At 71.4% G+C, this 15,785-nt stretch carries 17 protein-coding genes; 7 read left to right on the top strand and 10 right to left on the bottom strand.

All coding sequences use genetic code 11. The features are described 5' to 3' along the window. Positions 1 to 235: 235 nt before the first annotated feature. The 3 genes from AB0C26_RS23090 to AB0C26_RS23100 all read left to right on the top strand — a co-directional run bounded on the left by AB0C26_RS23090 (position 236) and on the right by AB0C26_RS23100 (position 3,960). Positions 236 to 1,879: a GAF domain-containing protein gene (locus AB0C26_RS23090; protein ID WP_360250889.1), complete on the top strand. Its 1,644-nt coding sequence runs from the start codon at positions 236 to 238 to the stop codon at positions 1,877 to 1,879. Between the two features lie 261 nt (positions 1,880 to 2,140). After that, a complete protein-coding gene (locus tag AB0C26_RS23095; protein ID WP_360250892.1) occupies positions 2,141 to 2,788 on the top strand; it encodes a hypothetical protein in 648 nt (215 codons plus the stop codon). Next, entirely contained in the window at positions 2,785 to 3,960 is a 1,176-nt protein-coding gene (locus tag AB0C26_RS23100) for a PrsW family intramembrane metalloprotease (protein WP_360250895.1), read from the top strand. The genes AB0C26_RS23095 and AB0C26_RS23100 overlap by 4 nt, the downstream gene beginning before the upstream one ends. A 511-nt stretch (positions 3,961 to 4,471) precedes the next feature. Here AB0C26_RS23100 and mctP read toward each other — a convergent pair. The 7 genes from mctP to AB0C26_RS23135 form a co-directional block, all read right to left on the bottom strand. Continuing rightward, positions 4,472 to 6,115 (bottom strand): monocarboxylate uptake permease MctP, encoded by a 1,644-nt coding sequence (gene mctP, locus AB0C26_RS23105; RefSeq protein ID WP_360250898.1) that lies wholly within the window; start codon positions 6,113 to 6,115, stop codon positions 4,472 to 4,474. Next, the gene (locus tag AB0C26_RS23110; protein ID WP_360251644.1) at positions 6,112 to 6,282 is read right to left on the bottom strand and encodes a DUF3311 domain-containing protein; all 171 of its coding nucleotides are present in this window, start codon (positions 6,280 to 6,282) and stop codon (positions 6,112 to 6,114) included. Before AB0C26_RS23110 ends, mctP begins: the two co-directional genes overlap by 4 nt. An 89-nt stretch (positions 6,283 to 6,371) precedes the next feature. After that, positions 6,372 to 7,025: a response regulator transcription factor gene (locus AB0C26_RS23115; RefSeq protein WP_360250901.1), complete on the bottom strand. Its 654-nt coding sequence runs from the start codon at positions 7,023 to 7,025 to the stop codon at positions 6,372 to 6,374. Continuing rightward, positions 7,022 to 8,194 carry a histidine kinase gene (locus AB0C26_RS23120; RefSeq protein WP_360250904.1) on the bottom strand — a complete coding sequence of 391 codons (1,173 nt, stop codon included), beginning with the start codon at positions 8,192 to 8,194 and terminating at the stop codon, positions 7,022 to 7,024. The genes AB0C26_RS23115 and AB0C26_RS23120 overlap by 4 nt, the downstream gene beginning before the upstream one ends. Before the next feature lie 10 nt (positions 8,195 to 8,204). Continuing rightward, positions 8,205 to 9,131 (bottom strand): D-alanine--D-alanine ligase family protein, encoded by a 927-nt coding sequence (locus AB0C26_RS23125; RefSeq protein ID WP_360250907.1) that lies wholly within the window; start codon positions 9,129 to 9,131, stop codon positions 8,205 to 8,207. 1 nt (position 9,132) lies between these two features. Further along, a complete protein-coding gene (gene alr, locus AB0C26_RS23130) occupies positions 9,133 to 10,215 on the bottom strand; it encodes an alanine racemase (protein WP_360250910.1) in 1,083 nt (360 codons plus the stop codon). Next, the gene (locus AB0C26_RS23135) at positions 10,212 to 10,820 is read right to left on the bottom strand and encodes a M15 family metallopeptidase (RefSeq protein WP_360250913.1); all 609 of its coding nucleotides are present in this window, start codon (positions 10,818 to 10,820) and stop codon (positions 10,212 to 10,214) included. The genes alr and AB0C26_RS23135 overlap by 4 nt, the downstream gene beginning before the upstream one ends. 121 nt (positions 10,821 to 10,941) lie before the next feature. Between AB0C26_RS23135 and AB0C26_RS23140 the strand changes: the two genes are divergently transcribed. Further along, entirely contained in the window at positions 10,942 to 11,973 is a 1,032-nt protein-coding gene (locus tag AB0C26_RS23140; protein ID WP_360250916.1) for an FAD-dependent oxidoreductase, read from the top strand. Then, positions 11,967 to 12,113 carry a BBE domain-containing protein gene (locus tag AB0C26_RS23145; RefSeq protein WP_360250919.1) on the top strand — a complete coding sequence of 49 codons (147 nt, stop codon included), beginning with the start codon at positions 11,967 to 11,969 and terminating at the stop codon, positions 12,111 to 12,113. Before AB0C26_RS23140 ends, AB0C26_RS23145 begins: the two co-directional genes overlap by 7 nt. 69 nt (positions 12,114 to 12,182) lie before the next feature. Here AB0C26_RS23145 and AB0C26_RS23150 read toward each other — a convergent pair whose 3' ends face one another. Next, entirely contained in the window at positions 12,183 to 13,160 is a 978-nt protein-coding gene (locus tag AB0C26_RS23150) for a redoxin domain-containing protein (RefSeq protein WP_360250922.1), read from the bottom strand. Positions 13,161 to 13,325: 165 nt separating this feature from the next. Here AB0C26_RS23150 and AB0C26_RS23155 point away from each other — a divergent pair, with 165 nt between their 5' ends. After that, positions 13,326 to 13,862 carry a GNAT family N-acetyltransferase gene (locus tag AB0C26_RS23155; RefSeq protein WP_360250925.1) on the top strand — a complete coding sequence of 179 codons (537 nt, stop codon included), beginning with the start codon at positions 13,326 to 13,328 and terminating at the stop codon, positions 13,860 to 13,862. Here the strand turns inward: AB0C26_RS23155 and AB0C26_RS23160 are convergent. Beyond that, positions 13,825 to 14,616, bottom strand: coding sequence for an EamA family transporter (locus tag AB0C26_RS23160; RefSeq protein WP_360250928.1), 792 nt, complete (start codon positions 14,614 to 14,616; stop codon positions 13,825 to 13,827). The two genes, AB0C26_RS23155 and AB0C26_RS23160, sit on opposite strands and share 38 nt — an antisense overlap. Before the next feature lie 27 nt (positions 14,617 to 14,643). Here AB0C26_RS23160 and AB0C26_RS23165 point away from each other — a divergent pair, with 27 nt between their 5' ends. Further along, positions 14,644 to 15,195, top strand: coding sequence for a LysR substrate-binding domain-containing protein (locus AB0C26_RS23165; protein WP_360250931.1), 552 nt, complete (start codon positions 14,644 to 14,646; stop codon positions 15,193 to 15,195). On the opposite strand, the gene AB0C26_RS23170 is transcribed toward AB0C26_RS23165, so the two are convergent. Then, positions 15,115 to 15,765: a TetR/AcrR family transcriptional regulator gene (locus tag AB0C26_RS23170; RefSeq protein WP_360250934.1), complete on the bottom strand. Its 651-nt coding sequence runs from the start codon at positions 15,763 to 15,765 to the stop codon at positions 15,115 to 15,117. The genes AB0C26_RS23165 and AB0C26_RS23170 overlap by 81 nt on opposite strands. Positions 15,766 to 15,785 lie beyond the last annotated feature (20 nt).

Below are 15,785 nucleotides of genomic sequence, written 5' to 3' on the forward strand. Positions count from 1 at the left end.
CGACCGCCGCGCGAGTGGGGGGGGGCGCGGGCGGCGCCCCCCCCCCCCCCGGGGGCGGCCCCCCCCCCCCCCCCCCCCCGGGGGGGGGGGGGGGGCGCCCGCCCCCCCCCCCACGACGCTGGCCGTCCCGGTCTTCGCCGAGGGTGGGCTGTGGGGGTTCCTCACGGTCGCCGCCGCCCCCGGCCGGGCCTTGCCGCCGGACGCCGAGACTTCGCTGAGACAGTTCACCAATGTGATGTCGACAGCGATCGCCGACGCCGAGTCGCGGCACGCGCTGGCGCGCCTGGCCGAGGAGCAGGCGGCGCTGCGCCGAGTCGCGATGCTGGCGGCGCACGGCGCCCCGCCCAGCGAGGTCTTCGCCGCCGTGGCCGGGGAGGCGGGCGCGTTGCTGGGCACCGACATCTCCATGGTGGCCGGCCGCAACGGCGACGGAACCGTTACGGTGCTGGGCAGCTGGAGCACCGGCACCGACGGGCTGCCGGTCGGCACCCGGGTCACGCTCGGCGGCCACGACGCCACGAGCATCGTGGCCCGCACCGGCCGGCCGGCCCGGGTGGCGAACCACGACACCCCCGGGGACCCGGCCGAGATCGCCGCGCCGATCCTCGTCGAGGGGCGCGTCTGGGGCTTGCTGCTCGTCGCCACCCGCTCCGATGAGCCCTTCGCGGCCGACATCGAGGAGCGGCTGGCGACCTTCGCCGACCTGGTCGCGACCGCGGTGGCCAACACCGAGGCTCATGAGCAGGTCCGCCGATACGGCGAGGAGCAGGCCAGCCTGCGCCGCGTCGCCACGCTGGTGGCCGAGGGCGCGGGCCCGGCGGCGCTGCTCAAGGCGATCACGGACGAGCTCGCGGCGACGTTCGCCGCGATGAGCGCCGTCATGCGATTCGACGACGATCTGTCCGAGGTCGTCCTCGTGGGCAAGTCGGGCGAGATCGCCGTTCCGACCGGAAGTCACTGGCCGATCGGGGAAACCCCCGCCGCGGCCGCGGTGCACCGGACAAGGCAGCCGGTTCGGGTCGAGGCGGCCGGCCCGGCGCCGGCCACGGGGCCGCACGGAGCGGAAATCCACCGACTGGGCATCGTCTCGACGGTGGCGAGCCCGATCATCGTGGAGGGCCGTCTGTGGGGCGTCATGACGGTGAGCGACCGGGCTCCGCTGCCGCCGGACACCGAGCAACGGCTGACCAGGTTCGCCAACCTGTTCACCACGGCCATCGCCAACTCGGAGAACCGCTCCGAGCTGGCGGCCTCCCGGCGGCGGATCGTCGCCGCGGCCGACGAGGCCCGGCGCACCATCGAGCGGAACCTGCACGACGGCACTCAGCAGCGCCTGGTCTCGCTCGCCCTGGCCGTCCGGTCGGTCCAGTCCTCGCTGCCGGCGTCGCTCGGCGATCTGCGCGACGACCTCTCCACCGTGGCCACCGGTCTCGCCGCCGCGGTCGAGGAGCTGCGCGAGCTGGCCCGCGGCATTCACCCGGCCGCACTCACCCAGGGCGGCCTGAGCGCGGCCCTGAGATCCCTGGCCCGCCGCTCGGCGATCGCGGTCGACCTGAGACTCGCACTCAACGAGCGGCCGGCCGAGCCCATCGAGGCGGCCACCTACTTCGTCGTCTCGGAGGCACTGGCCAACGCGGTCAAACATTCGGCCGCCACGCACATCGAGGTGTGGGTCGAGCACCGCGACGAAACTTTGCGCCTGGCCATAAGCGACGACGGCGCCGGCGGCGCCGACGCGCGCGGCTGGGGACTGCTGGGCCTTCGGGACCGCGTCGAGGCGCTGGGTGGTTCCCTGTCCGTGGACAGCCCGCCCGGCCGCGGCACACGGATCACCGCCGACCTGCCGTTCACGCTGGGCCCCCTGCGCCCGTCGGCCTGAGCAGACCACCGTTCCGGCGCAACCACCTGGTCTCCGTGCCGGAAGTCGCCACGCCGGCCGAACTCACCGAGCGGATCGCGGCCATCGATCGAGCCGAGTACGGCAGGATGTCGCCGCCGGGTTTACCACGCGAGCTGTGCGTCGCTGCGGTCGCGGGCGGGCGCCATCGACTCAAATCGACGCAGCGAACCGTCCCTTCAGCCATTGACCCGTAACGCAACGTCGATGCTGTCATCGCTGGGCTCGTGTGAGATTGGATCGATGTCCGATGCGTACGATGGAGGCCGCCTGTCCGGTACCTGGGTGCCGGTGGAGCGGCGCTGGTGGGGCTTGGACCGCCGAAGTCTGCCTTCGGCGCTCGTGGTGGCAGGTGTGGGGATTCTGCTCGGCGGGTTGCTGCCGCTGATCGATCGGGTGGTTCCGAACGACGACACGGTCCGGGCCGGTGATCGGCTGAACCTCGGCGACGGGCTGACGATCGCGCCGCCGGCCGGGTGGCAGTTGGTGAGCGGGTTGAGGGTCGGTGCTGCTACGACGATCCCCGATCAGGGTTCGCCAGTCGCCGAGGTCGCCGACGACGGTGTGGTGGCCGACATCCGAACCGCGGCGTTCGCCGGTGATGCCAGCGCACTGCTGGACCAGGTGAACAAGAACCTCACCAGGTCGTCCACACGTCCTCAGTTCACGGTGACCGGCGGCCGGGCTTCGGTGACCTCGATCGATGGGATCACCGGGTTGGTCGAGACGTACACCAGTACCGCGGGTGAGGGGTTGGTCGCCGCGTACAAGCTGGCCGACGGCCGGGGCCTGACGGTGGAGGTCGATGCCGCCGCGGGCGGGCAGTTCGCCGCGCGCGCCGACCAGGTCGACGCGATGCTGCGCAGTGTCTCCTTCAAGGAGCCGTCATGACGACTACCGACGCGGCTCTTGATCTTCGTGCGGCCCGGGCTGCTGCGATCGAGGCCTCCGGCTGGGGTACCCCGTTCCGGCTGGTTCAACTCCGCAACGCCGCCTTCTGGGTGTTCGTGTTCGGCATGGCGGCGGGCATCCTCCTGATGATCCAGTACTACAGTCCCACGCTGGGCACCTACGGCGTCGGCCTGGGCAGCGGCATCATCATGTTCGCCCTGTACACGATCCCGTGGTTGTTCCTGCTCAGCTATCACAACAGGTACACCTCGCTGCCGCCGAAGCTGCTGCTGGTCGCCGCACTGTGGTCCGGCATCGCCGGAACCTACGCGATCGGGTTGCAGGCCAACGACGCGATCGTGTCGCTGTACACCAAGGCGTTCGGCCCGGCCTGGGCCCACGACTGGGGTCCCGGCCTGACCGCGCTGTTCACCGAGGAGTTCGCCAAGGCCAGCGCGCTGATCCTGCTGATCGGCCTGGCGCCGCGGCTGGTCCGCAGCCCGTACGACGGCCTGATCATCGGCGCCTTCGCCGGCCTCGGCCTGCAGATCTCCGAGGATGTGCTGTACGTGGTCAACGGCACCGCCGCCGCCTTCGGCACCGACCAAGTCGGTACCGCTTTCGCCACGCTGTCCAGCCGGGGTTGGGCCGGGCTCTTCCAGCACGTGCTGTTCAGCGCGGTGTTCTGCGCCGGTCTGATGTGGCTGATCGGGCGCGGCGACCGCGGGCACCGCCTTCGCGGGCTGGTACTGATGCTCTCGGCGATGCTGGCGCACAGCATCTGGGACAACATGGCCGCCTACGGCTACGTCATCGCCGGCGGCTTCGGCTTCTTAGGCCTCATGATCGTGACGATCATCGCTGAACTGATCCTGCTCCGGACGACGTTCCGGCTGGCCGCCCCGCAGGAGCAATCCTGGCTGCGGGCGATCCTGGCGCCCGAGGCCGAGGGTGGTGTGCTCACCGACGCCGAGGTCAACGCCGCCGCCGGAGGGCGAAGAACCCGCAAGGCGTACCGCAAGTCGGTACACGGCCATCACGAGAGAAAGACCGCCGAGCACGTGCTGGCTGCCGCGCATGACCTGGCGCAGGAACTGGCCGAATCTCGGGGGCAGGACACCGAACGCGTCATCCACGCCCGCGCCGAGATCGCGCGGCTCAGGGCCACGTGACCGCGCCGTAGCGTGCGACCACGCGAGCGGGCACCACAGTTCATCCGGGAGGATTTCCGATGTCACGCGAGAACAAAGCCCGAGCCGGGGTGTCGCAGGTGATCCCGGACGACACCATCCAGGACGTCGCCCTGGTGTATTTCCGCGGATCGACGCGGTCCGGAGCCATCGGGGCCGCGCTCGGCGGAGCGCTCGGCGGCCAGATCGGCGGCACAAGCACCGGAGCATGGCACGCAGATCGACTTCACCGACACCACCACCGGATCCAAGCTCGAGGTGGAGGCGAGGCTGCTGGGCAACCTCGGCGTGACCGACCTCTTACAGAACCTCGCAGGTAAAGACACCACGGAACCAGGCTGACACCGTCCACGCATTACGGACTCGAGGATCCGCCACCCGGAGTACCCCTTCGAAGCCGCAAGACAGGGCCCTACATACCTGACGCACCGTCTCCCTCTTCAAGCCCTTCAGAGGCTCGGGTGGGTCCATTCATCGACATGGAGATGCCGCACTAGGCGCGTGACGGCGTCTCCACCGCCGTCGGGTCGGGGTCGACGCGCGGGTCGCCCTCGTCGGCGAAGTAGTCATCCCGCGTGGTGCCGTCGACGCCGGCCGGGGTCTTGGCCGCTCGCAGGATCAGCGTGACGATCACGGCGATCAGCAGGTTGACCAGCACGGTCACGAAGCCGACGTAGATGGTGCGTTTGGTGTCGAAGCCGAATTCGGACAGCGGGAACGCCGACCCGCCGAAGTGCGCGTGTTTGGTGGCCGGGTTGGGAATCTGCCACAGCATCCACATCGACAGGCCCATGCCGGCCACCCAGCCGGCGATCAGGGCGCCCCGGTGCAGCCACCGGGTGAACAGGCCGAGGGCGACCGCGGGAGCGGTCTGCAGGATGATCACGCCGCCGATGAGTTGCAGGTCGATGGAGAACTGCGGGTCGAGGAAGGCGATGCAGGCGACCGCGCCGATTTTGACGACCAGCGAGGTGATTTTCGAGACGCGGGCTTCGTCGGCGTGTGAGGCGTTTTTGCGCAGGTATTCCTTGTAGATGTTGCGGGTGAACAGGTTGGCCGCGGCGATCGACATGATGGCGGCCGGGACGAGGGCGCCGATGCCGATCGCGGCGAAGGCGACGCCGGCGAACCAGGCCGGGAACTGCATGTCGAACAGCAGCGGTACGACGGTGTTGCTGTCGACGGTGCCCTGGGTGGCGCCGGGCAGCGGCTTCACGTTGGACGCGATGGCCGCGTACCCCAGAAGCGCGAGCAGGCCGAGCAGGAAGCTGTAGGCCGGCAGGGCCGACATGTTCCGCTTGATCACGGTGCGGTTCTTGCTGGCCAGCACCCCGGTGATGCTGTGCGGATAGAGAAACAGCGCGAGTCCCGATCCCAAGGCGAGCGTCACATACTGCAATTGATTGCCGGCGTTGAGCAGAATTCCGTCGTTCGCCGACACGCTGGCCTGAAACTTCTCGTCGGCGGCGTCGAAGATGCTGCCCCAGCCGCCCAACTTGAACGGAAGATAGATGACCGCCACCAAAATCACGACGTAGATCAGCGCATCTTTGACGAAAGCGATCAGCGCGGGGGCGCGAAGACCCGATTGATAGGTGTACGCGGCCAGGATCGCGAACGCGATGATGATCGGCGCATGCCGGGCGAGCAGGCTGTCGCCGGTCACGCCCATCGTCTTGAGCACCGCCTCGATGCCGACGAGCTGCAGGGCGATGTACGGCATGGTGGCCACGATGCCGGTGATGGCCACGACGAGGGCCAGCGTGGGCGAGTCGAACCGGCTGCGCACGAAGTCGGCCGGGGTCACGAAACCGTGCCGGTGCGACACCGACCAGAGCCTGATCAGAATCAGAAAGAACAATGGATAAGTGATGATGGTGTCGGGAATGGCGAAGAATCCGGCCGCGCCGGCGCCGAAGATCAGCGCGGGTACGGCGACGAAGGTGTACGCCGTGTAGAGGTCACCGCCGACCAGGAACCAGGTGATCCAGCCGCCGAAGTTGCGCCCGCCCAGGCCCCACTCGTCCAGGTGTGCCATGTCTTTGGGGGCGCGCCAGCGGGCGGCCACGAAACCCATGCCGCTGACCAGCAGGAACAGCAGCGTGAAGACGACGATCTCGGTGATGTGGTCCCTCATGGCCGGCGTCCCCGCTTCGTCATCCGGTAGACGACAGCGGTCGCCACGACGCCGACGAGGATGAGGAGAAGCTGGATCCAGTAGAACGCGGGGAAGCCGAACAGCCGCGGCTCGTCACGGTTGTAGAGAAACGTCAGGAGCGGCACGACGATCGGGATGAGCAGCAGCCAGTTCCAAGGGCTGCGGTCACGGCGAGGGCTACACGATCACCTATCCTGCCATGATCGATGTCCGAGGGGCCGTCGCCGGATCTCGGTCAGGTGCGAAGGCCGTGTTCGTGGGCGAAGACGACGATCTGGACGCGGTCGCGGAGGTTCAGTTTGCGGAGGATGGCCCCGACGTGGGTCTTGACCGTGGACTCGCCGGCGAAGATCTCGGCGGCGATCTCGGCGTTGGACAGGCCGCGGGCCACGGCCCGGAAGACGGCCCGTTCCTTGTCGGTCAGCGCGAGGTAGGCGTCGGGTACTGGCGAGCGGGCCGGGAACTGCCCCTCCAGCAGGGCGGAAAGGTCGTTGGGGGCCAGTACGGCGTTGCCGGCGTGGACGCTGCGGATGGCGTCGGCCAGCTGGGCCGGGGTGGTGTCCTTGAGCAGGAAGCCGCTGGCGCCGTGGCGGATGGCCATGGCCGCCCGGTCGTCCAGGTTGAAGGTGGTGAGCACCAGGACCCGTACCGGATGGGTCCTGGGTGTGGCGTAGATGAGCCGGGTCGCCTCGACGCCGTCGAACTCGGGCATCCGCAGGTCCATCAACACCACGTCCGGCTGCAGTTCCTCGGTCAGGCGTACGGCGTCCCGGCCGTCACCGGCCTCGCCGACCACCCGGATGCCGGGCTGCGCGTTCAGGATGACCACCACACCGGCCCGGAACAGCTCCTGGTCGTCGACGACCAGGACCTCGATGTCGTCGCTCACGGCAGCGGCACCGGGATCCGGGCGACGGCCACGAAGACGTCGTCGCGGCGGCCGGTCTCCAGCGACCCGCCGACCGCCGCGAGCCGTTCCCGCATGCCGTGCAGGCCCGAGCCGGAGCCGGGCGGCGAACCAGGGGCGCCGGTGGCGTTGCGGACCTCGATGACCAGGCTGTCGGCGGTCCAGGAGCGCTGGACGATGACCGCGCTGTCGTGCCGGCCGTGCCGGATCGCGTTGGTGAGCATCTCCTGCAGCACCCGGTAGGCCGTCACCCGTTGCTCCTGGGTCAGCACGCGCGGCGTGCCGTCCTGGCCCGAGACGACCTCGCGGCCGCCGTCGCGCAGGTTGCCGATCAGCTTGTCCATGTCGTCGGCGGTGTCGCGGGTCGTCGACAGCACCTCCTGCACGTCCCGCAGCGACGTGCGGGCCGAGGTGGCGATCCCGGCCAGCAACGATTTCAGCGCGCCCGGGTCCTCGTCGGGCAGATACTGCCCCGCCTCGGCCTGGGTGAGGATCACGGCCAAGGAGTGGCCGACGACGTCGTGCACGTCGCGGGCCAGCCGGGTCTGCGCGGCCCGGATCCGGGCCGTCTCCTCGGCTTCCGCCCGTTCCCGGGCCGCCTCGGCCAGGTCGGCGTGGGCCCGGCCGGAGATGCGCAGCGCCAGCCCGGCCAGCCACGGAACGCCGATCAGGGCGGCCATGACGACGGCGACGCCGATCCGCCAGCCGATGCCGAGCTGATCCACTGTCGCGGCGATGAGACCGTACGAGGGAATGGGGAAGTTGATTCTGACCGCTTCGGCCTGGACGAGCAGCACGGCAGCGACCGCGGCGGCCGGAATCGACAGGGCGCTCGCCCGCAGCGTCACCGTGCCGCCCCAGCGGGCCGTGCCGAACGCGACGGCCAGGATCGCGATCTGGGTGGCGATGTACGGGCTTCCGGTCGCCGCCTGGCACAGCGGGATCGCCCAGACGAGCACGAGGGAGACGGCCGGCGCCCTCCGCACCAGCCCGACGGCCAGGGCGGTGCCGAGGACCACCAGCCAGAACAGGAGCCGGCGGACCGGGCTGAAGTAGGAGAGCCAGTCGTTCGTCATGTATTCGAGCGCGCCGAACAGCAGCACCAGCGCCGCCGCGCCGATGTCCGGCCACCACCACGTCCGATCGCGCACGCCTTCCACGTTAGGCGAGGGTGTCGCGGATCAGGCGGTCGAGCAGCTCCGGGTAACCCCATCCAGCGGCCGCGAACATCCGCGGGACCTGCGAGTGCTCGGTGAAGCCGGGCATCGTGTTCACCTCGTTGAGCACCGGGCCGGCCTCGGTGACGAAGAAGTCGACCCGGGCCACGCCCCGGCAGCCGAGCGCGTCGTAGAGGGCGAGCGCGGCGTCCTCGAGGGCCTTGCCGGCGGCCGGATCGATCGGCGCCGGCACCCGGAAGACCGTACTCCCGGAGTATTTGGCCTCGTAGTCGAAGAAACCGTCGGCCACGACCTCGAGGGCGGGCGTGACGAAGCCGTCCAGCACGGCGATGTCGACCTCCCGGCCGGTGACCACCTCCTCGACCAGGACCCGGTCGTCGTGCCGCAGCGCCTCGGCCAGGGCGGCCGGCAGCGACTCGGCGTCCCGCACGAGACAGACGCCGAGGCTGGACCCGGCGGCCACCGGCTTGACCACGACGGGACCGGTCCAGGCGCAACCGGCGGCGGTGCGGGCGGTGAACAGCCGCCCGGGCGCGGTGGCGATGCCGAGCGCCGAGGCGATCAGCTTGGTCACCCACTTGTCCATCGCGAGCGCTCCCGGGCGGACTCCGGAGCCGATGTACGGGACGCCGGCCAGCTCCAGAAGCGCGGCCAAGGTGCCGTCCTCGCCGTGCGGGCCGTGCACGATGGGCAGAGCCACGTCACAGCTCTGCAGGACGGAGACGGCGGCGGGCAGCCCGATCGGCGCTCCGGCGCCGTCGCGCCAGGTGCCGTCGGGGGCGATGGTCAGCCGTACGGCCTGATAACGCTCCGGGTCGAGAGCGGCCGCGACGGCCGCGGCCGAGGCGAGCGAGACCTGGTGTTCGCCGTTGCGGCCGCCGCCGATGACGGCGGCGCGGATGCGGGACATGTCAGTTACCCCCGATGACGTGACGGTGTGGGCGGGCGCCCAGCCCGGTGACGATTTCGTGCGGAAGCGTGCCGGCCCAGGCGGCCCAGTCGGCGATGGTCGGCTCGCCGTCGTCGCCCGGGCCGAAGACGGTCGCGGTGTCGCCGGGCCGGACCTCGGGGCCGGTCTCGACGACGGTCTGGTCCATGGAGATACGGCCGGCCACGCGGCAGCGGCGGCCGCCCAGCAGGACTTCGGCCCGTGGCCCGGCGCCGCGTGGAAGGCCGTCGGCGTAGCCCAGCGGCAGCAGCGCCAGGTGGGTGTCACGGGCCGCGCGCCAGGTGTGGTCGTAGCCGACCGGCGTGCCCGCCGCGACCCGGCGCACCTCGACGACCGGCGCGGTGAGCGTCATGGCGCCGCGCAGCGAAGTACCACCGGAGGGGTCGATGCCGACCAGGCCGGCGCCGGTGCGGACCAGGTCGAAGTGGGTCTCGGGGCGGGTCAGGGTGGCTGCGGTGGCGGCCAGGTGGCACAGCCGGGGGCGCAGGCCGGCCGCGAAGGCGACCGCGATGCCGTCCCGGAAACGCCGGGTGGCGGCCGCCGTCTCCGGGCCGGCCAGATGGCTCATGATGCCGGCCACGACCAGGCGACCGCCGCGCTCGGCGGTGAAGGCGGCCCGGCACAGCGCGGCCCATTCGCTGAGGGACGCGCCCTCGCGCGCCATTCCGGTGTCGAGCTGAAGGTGCACCCGGGCGCCGGGCGGGAGGGCGGCCAGGTGGGTGAGGCTCGGCACGGCGAGGTCGACCCGGTGCCGTACGGCCGCCTCGAAATCCGTGCCGAGCGGATTGAGCCAGCTCAGAATCGGCGCGGTCAGCCCGTTCGCGCGCAGGTCGAGCGCCTCGCCGAGGCCGGTCACGCCCAGCCAGGCCGCACCGGCGCCGAGCGCGGCCCGGGCCACGCCCAGCGCTCCGTGCCCGAAACCGTCGGCCTTCACCACGGCCATCAGCTCACCGCGGGCGCGGGCGGCCAGCGTCCGGGTGTTGCCCGCGACGGCGCCCAGGTCGACGGTGACTCGCGGCCCGGCGCCGAGGGTGGCGACGGTCATGCGGCGACCGGGCCGTGCAGCGAGGCCGGCGCGCCCGTCATCAGCGCCCAGTAGCGGTCGCCGTAACTCCAGTGCCACCACTCGGTCGGATAGTTCACCAGGCCGGCCCCGCCGAGCACGCGGGACAGCAGCATCCGGTTGGCCCGCGCCCGCGGGCTGATGTTCTGGGCCGCGAAATAGCAGGCGCCGTCCGACTCCTCGGGGGTGGCGTCGATCGGCGTGCCCATGTCGAGGTCGCCGTCCGGGCCGCTCAGCGTCAGGTCGACGGCGGCGCCGGCCACGTGCGGGGCCACCTCGACGGGCGCCACGAAGCGGCTCACCAGGTGGTGCAGTCCGGCCTCGTCGACGGCCGGACGGGCCGAGCGCACCTGGGCCTCGTACATCTCGATGATCTGCCGTTGCCTCGCGACCTCGCGATGGCCCTCCACCACGCGCGGGAACACGCCCGCGGGCAATGCCGCCCGCGCCCAGCCGAGGCGTTCGGCCAGGTCGGCCCGCACCCGGGCACGCGCCGGGCCGAACTCGGCGCCGAGCCGCACCAGCGGGACTCCGGCTTCCCGCACCGGCACAGCCAGAACGCGCGGGTCACTGAGAAGGATCACCATGTCGCAAAGATCGCTTCCGCGGGCGGGCCGGCGCATCGTTCTCAGGTACCGGCGCGATGGCCTCGAGTACCGCTCGCCACTGTCCACGAACCCGGGCGCGCCACATCGCGTCGAGATGGTCATGACTGATCTTGAGAAACTGACCGGGCCGGTACTGCGCCCGGGCGACCCCGGATACGACGAGGAACGCCGCACCCAGAACCTGCTGACCCCGTTGCGGCCGGCGATCGCGGTCGGCGCCGCCGACGTCGCCGACGTGCGGGCGGCGGTCCGGTACGCGGCGGCGAACAGGCTGGCGGTCGCGGTCCGTGGCGGCGGTCACATGCAGCCGTACACGGCCGAGGGCGCCGTGCTCATCACCCTGGACCGGATGGCCGGGGTCACCGTCGACGCCGGGCGGCGGACCGCGCGGGTGACCGGCGGCGCGCTCTGGCGGGAGGTCATCGACGCCGCCGCCAAGGAAGGGCTGGCCCCGATGGCCGGCTCGTCGGTCACGGTCGGCGCGATCGGTTACGTGCTCGGTGGCGGGCAGGGTCCGATTCTTTCCCGGCCGTACGGATACGCGTCCGACCACGTGACCTCGTTCGACATCGTGACGGCGGACGGGGAGCTCCGCACGGTCAGTGGCGACGACGAGCTGTTCGCGGCGCTGCGCGGCCCCCCGATCCCGCAGCTGCCCGAGCCGCTGCGCGGCGCGCACGTGCTGAGCGTCCGCTTCGCCCACCTGGGCCCGGCCGAGGAGGGCGAGGCGCTGCTGGCGCCGATGCGGGCGGTCGCGCCCGCCCTCATCGACACGGTGGCCGAGGTGCCGTTCGCGGTCGCGGCGACCCTGCACAACGACCCGGTCGACGCCTCGCCGTACCAGGACCGCAGCCTCGGCCTGAGCGGCCTGCCCGACGCCGCCCTGGACAAGCTGATCGAGCTGACCGGCCCCGGCACCCGGATCCCGCTGACCAGCGTCGAGGTGCGGGCCCTGGGCGGCGCCATGGACCGCCCGCCGGCCACACCCGACTCGGTGCCCAGCCGGGGCCTGCCGTTCCAGCTGTCGCCTTCGCGGTCGGCGCCGACGACCTGGACGGCGGCCACCGCCGCCTCGAACGGCTGGTCACCGCGATGCGGCCGTGGTCGGACCCGCGACACCGCCGGATGCTGAACTTCCTCTCGACCGAGGAGGCGGTCGACCCGCAGGAGCTGTCCGAAGTGTACGGTCGCGAACTCTACGACCGTCTGCGCGCGGTCAAACGCCGCTACGATCCGGACGTCATGTTCCGGATGAACCACACCATCCGCTGACGGCGGCCGGCCCACAGCCGAACGCTCTCAGCCGAACGCTCTCAGCCGAACGCTCTCAGCCGAACGCTCTCAGCCGAACGTGAAGCTGTACGTCTCGGCGCCCGGCTCCAGAAAGGTGATCTCCACGGTGTGGTCGGTGATCGGGTCGGGCTGGCGCAGCAGCTGGTACAGGCGGCGGTCGCCGAGCGTGCCGTAGCCGTCGGCGTCGACGTCCTGGCCCGCGCCGGCGGCCGGCGGCTCCCCGTCGACGAGGATCTGGAAGCGTACGGGCGTGGCGGCCCCCGCGACGATGTTCAGGTCCCGGGCGTGGAAGCGGTAGAGCAGGCGGGCTCCGGCGGCGCCGGAGACGGTCGCCTGCTCGTTCATCGTCCAGTCCCCCTCCAGGGACCACTCGTTGAGCCCGAGCGTGTCCGGAAGCGTGTACCGGTGCGGTTTGCCGAGAATCAGGCCGTCGGGCGAGGCGAAGCGCTCGGTGCGGTCGTATCCGGTGTAGTTCTCCTGCGATTCGAGGGTCGACCAGTCGGCCGCCTCCTCCACCGGCCGCGGCTCGACGACGACCAGATCGTGCCCGGGGTCGGCGCCGGCCTCGTGAAGCAGGCGCTGGATCGCTTTCTCGGTACGCTCGTACTCGCCCTCGCCGAAGTGGTGGAACCGGATCTCCCCGTCGGCGTCGGCCAGATACAGCGCCGGCCAGTAATGGTTGTCGAAGGCACGCCACACGCCGTACTCGTTGTCGAGAGCGACGGGATACTCGATGCCGTCGGCGCGCATCTCCCGGCGTACGTCCTCGAGGTCGTGCTCGAACCGGAACTCGGGCGTGTGCACGCCGAGAACGACGAGCCCCTGAGAGGCGTACTTCTCGTGCCAGGCCCGCACATAGGGAAGCTGGCGCAGCCAGTTGACGCAGGTGAAGGTCCAGAAGTTGACGAGAACCACCTTGCCGCGCAGTTCCTCCGCCCGCAACGGCCCGGTGTTGAGCCAGCCGGTCGCGCCGTCGAGCAGCGGCAGCGGGCCTTGTTTCGGCAGGTGGTGCGTTCCTGAGAACATGGCGTCTCCCCTGGTTGGTGGTGCTCTCACCCTCGCCCGGCAGTACCCCGTCCCGCACCCGGGAGTTCCCCTGGTCCGGTGTACTGGTCGTCACAGAACCCGGCACGCGCCGCCACCACACTCGAAGTGCTGGCCCTTTTCGGGCCGGTGGCGCAGGATGCGGGCGTGAGCGAGTACCTGGACACCGGGCGCCTGATCCTTCGTCAGTTCACCGACAAGGATGCGGAGCTGCTGATCGAGCTGGACAGTGATCCGGCGGTCATGCGCTATCTGAGCGGCGGGGAGCCGACCGCGCCCGAGGTGATTCGCGAGCGGAACCTGCCGAACATCATCGCCGGGTACGAGAGGTGGGGCGGCGACTTCGGGCTCTTCGCGGCGCGGGAGAAGGCCGGCGGGGCCTTCGTCGGCTGGTTCTTTCTGCGGCCCGAGCGGGGCGGCCCGCTGGACGAGGTCGAGCTCGGCTATCGGCTGCGGCGGGCGGCATGGGGCGCGGGGTACGCCACCGAGGGCGCGAAAGCCCTGCTGGGAAAGGCGTTCACCGAGCTGGGGGTGCGTACCGTCTGGGCCGAGACCATGACCGCGAACAGCGCCTCCCGGAACGTGCTGGAGAAGGTCGGCATGGTGTTGACGGAAGGCGCCGAGCACGGCGGGGTGCGCTACGAAATCACGAGCGAGCAGTGGAGGCAGCGCCGGCCGCTGTAGCGTTCGCCGTCACGACCAGCAGGATTCCGGTCCACTGATGGACCGTCAGGGGCTGGCCCAGCAGGGTCAGACCGGCCAGGGCGGCCATCAGCGGGTGCACGCTCATGAAGACGCCGAACAGGCGGGGTGGTACGCGGCGGAGCACGACCAGGTCGGCGGCGTAAGGGATGACGGAGCTCAGCAGGCCGGCCGTCACGGCGTACGGCAAGCCCTCGAATTCGACTGTCAGCAGGACCGGAAGGTAGGCCAGGGCGGAGACGGAGGTCGCGACCGCGGGGGCCTGAAGGCCCGTCAGGCGACGCCCGGCGAGGCGGTTGAGGAGGATGTACGCGGCCCAGCAGGCGGCCGCCAGAAGCCCGAGGCCGACGCCGGTGAAGTCGCTGGCCGGGCCCGGCGACACGAGGATGTGGACACCGGCGCCGGCCAGGGCCGCGCACAGCAGGTCGCGGCGGGTCCGTGAGCCGGCGAGGGCGACCGCGAGGGGGCCGAGGAACTCCAGCGTCACCGCCAGGCCCAGGCCGATCCGGTCGATCGCCATGTAGAGGCTCAGGTTCATGGTGGCGAAGACCAGGCCCAGCAGCAGTACGGGCCACCACTGTCCCCACGTGAAGCGGCGCACGTCCGGGCGGGCCACCGGGATGAGGACGGCCGCGGCCACGATCTGCCGCACGGCCACGACCCCGCCCGGCCCCATGACCGGAAAGGCGTGTGAGCCCACGGCCGCGCCGATCTGGTTGCTGGCGGCGCTGCCCATGGTGACGGCGCCCGCGGCGGTTCCGGCTTGCCGCTGGTCTTCGTGCAGTCCGGCACCGCGACCGCGGGTCTGGCCGAAGGGCTGGCGGACGTGGCGGTGCTGCGCCGGGCCCTCGACGGCGACGAGCGTTTCGACACCGCTCTGGTCGGTACGGAGGCGCGGTATGCCGCCGTGGCCACCGACAACGCGCTGGCGCGCCGGCGCACGGTCCGGATCAGTGGCCTGGCCCGCTACACGGTGGCCCTGGACAGCCGGACGGGCACGACCACGGCCTCGCTGTGGCCGGCCGGGTCGGGACCGGCGTCGACGCGGGAGACGCACGGTGTCGACGAGTGGCTGACGCTGATCGCGGCGGGACAGGCGGTCGGCGTGACGTCGGAGGCGACGGCCAACCAGAACCCGCGGCCGGGGGTCGCCTACCGGGCGGTGCGGGACGCCCCGCGCATTCCGGTGTGGCTCGCTTGGTGGCGCGACGACCGCCCGTACGGCCTGACCGAATTAATCGCCCTGGCGCGCGGCGCCTATCAGCCCGCCGACCAGCGCCCGCAGACCCTCGGGGTAGATGTCGCGGGCCACTAGCTCGGGCCACCGCGAACCGATGGCGGCCAGGGTGGGCACCCGTTCCGGGTCGAAGTCGGTGAACGTGATCTCCCAGCCGCCGAGGTCGCGCCGGGCCGAGCGGGCACGGACCAGGATTTCGCCGACGGTGTAGTACCAGATGGCGCGGAAGGCGTCGACGGCCTGCTCGCGGGTGAGGCCGCAGTCGACCGCGCCGTCCAGGATCACCTCGACGAGCCGCAGCGCCGGCGCGCCGAGCCGCCCGACGAAACCGTCGACGGTGAGCACCTCGGCCGCCCAAGGCCACGCGGCCAGCCCGTCGTGCAGGGCCTGGGCGGCGACGACGACGCGCTCCCCCGGGGCGTCGGGCAGGTCGGGCGGGGCCGCCTGTTCGGCGTACTCGTTCAGCAGCAGCAGGAGAAGAGCTTCCTTGTCCCGTACGTGGTGGTAGAGCGTGGTCGGCCCGATCCCGAGCTCACCGGCGAGCCGGCGGATCGTCAGCTTCTCCCAGCCGTGGTGGTCGATCAGCCGCCGCGCGGTGGCGAGGATCTGCGCGCGGGAGGTCACGGGCGGGCGTCCAGTTCTTGGCACGTTCCCCATCTTGCCCCCGC

The sequence above is a fragment of the Actinoplanes sp. NPDC048796 genome (assembly GCF_040650035.1).
In the GTDB taxonomy this organism is placed as follows: domain Bacteria; phylum Actinomycetota; class Actinomycetes; order Mycobacteriales; family Micromonosporaceae; genus Actinoplanes.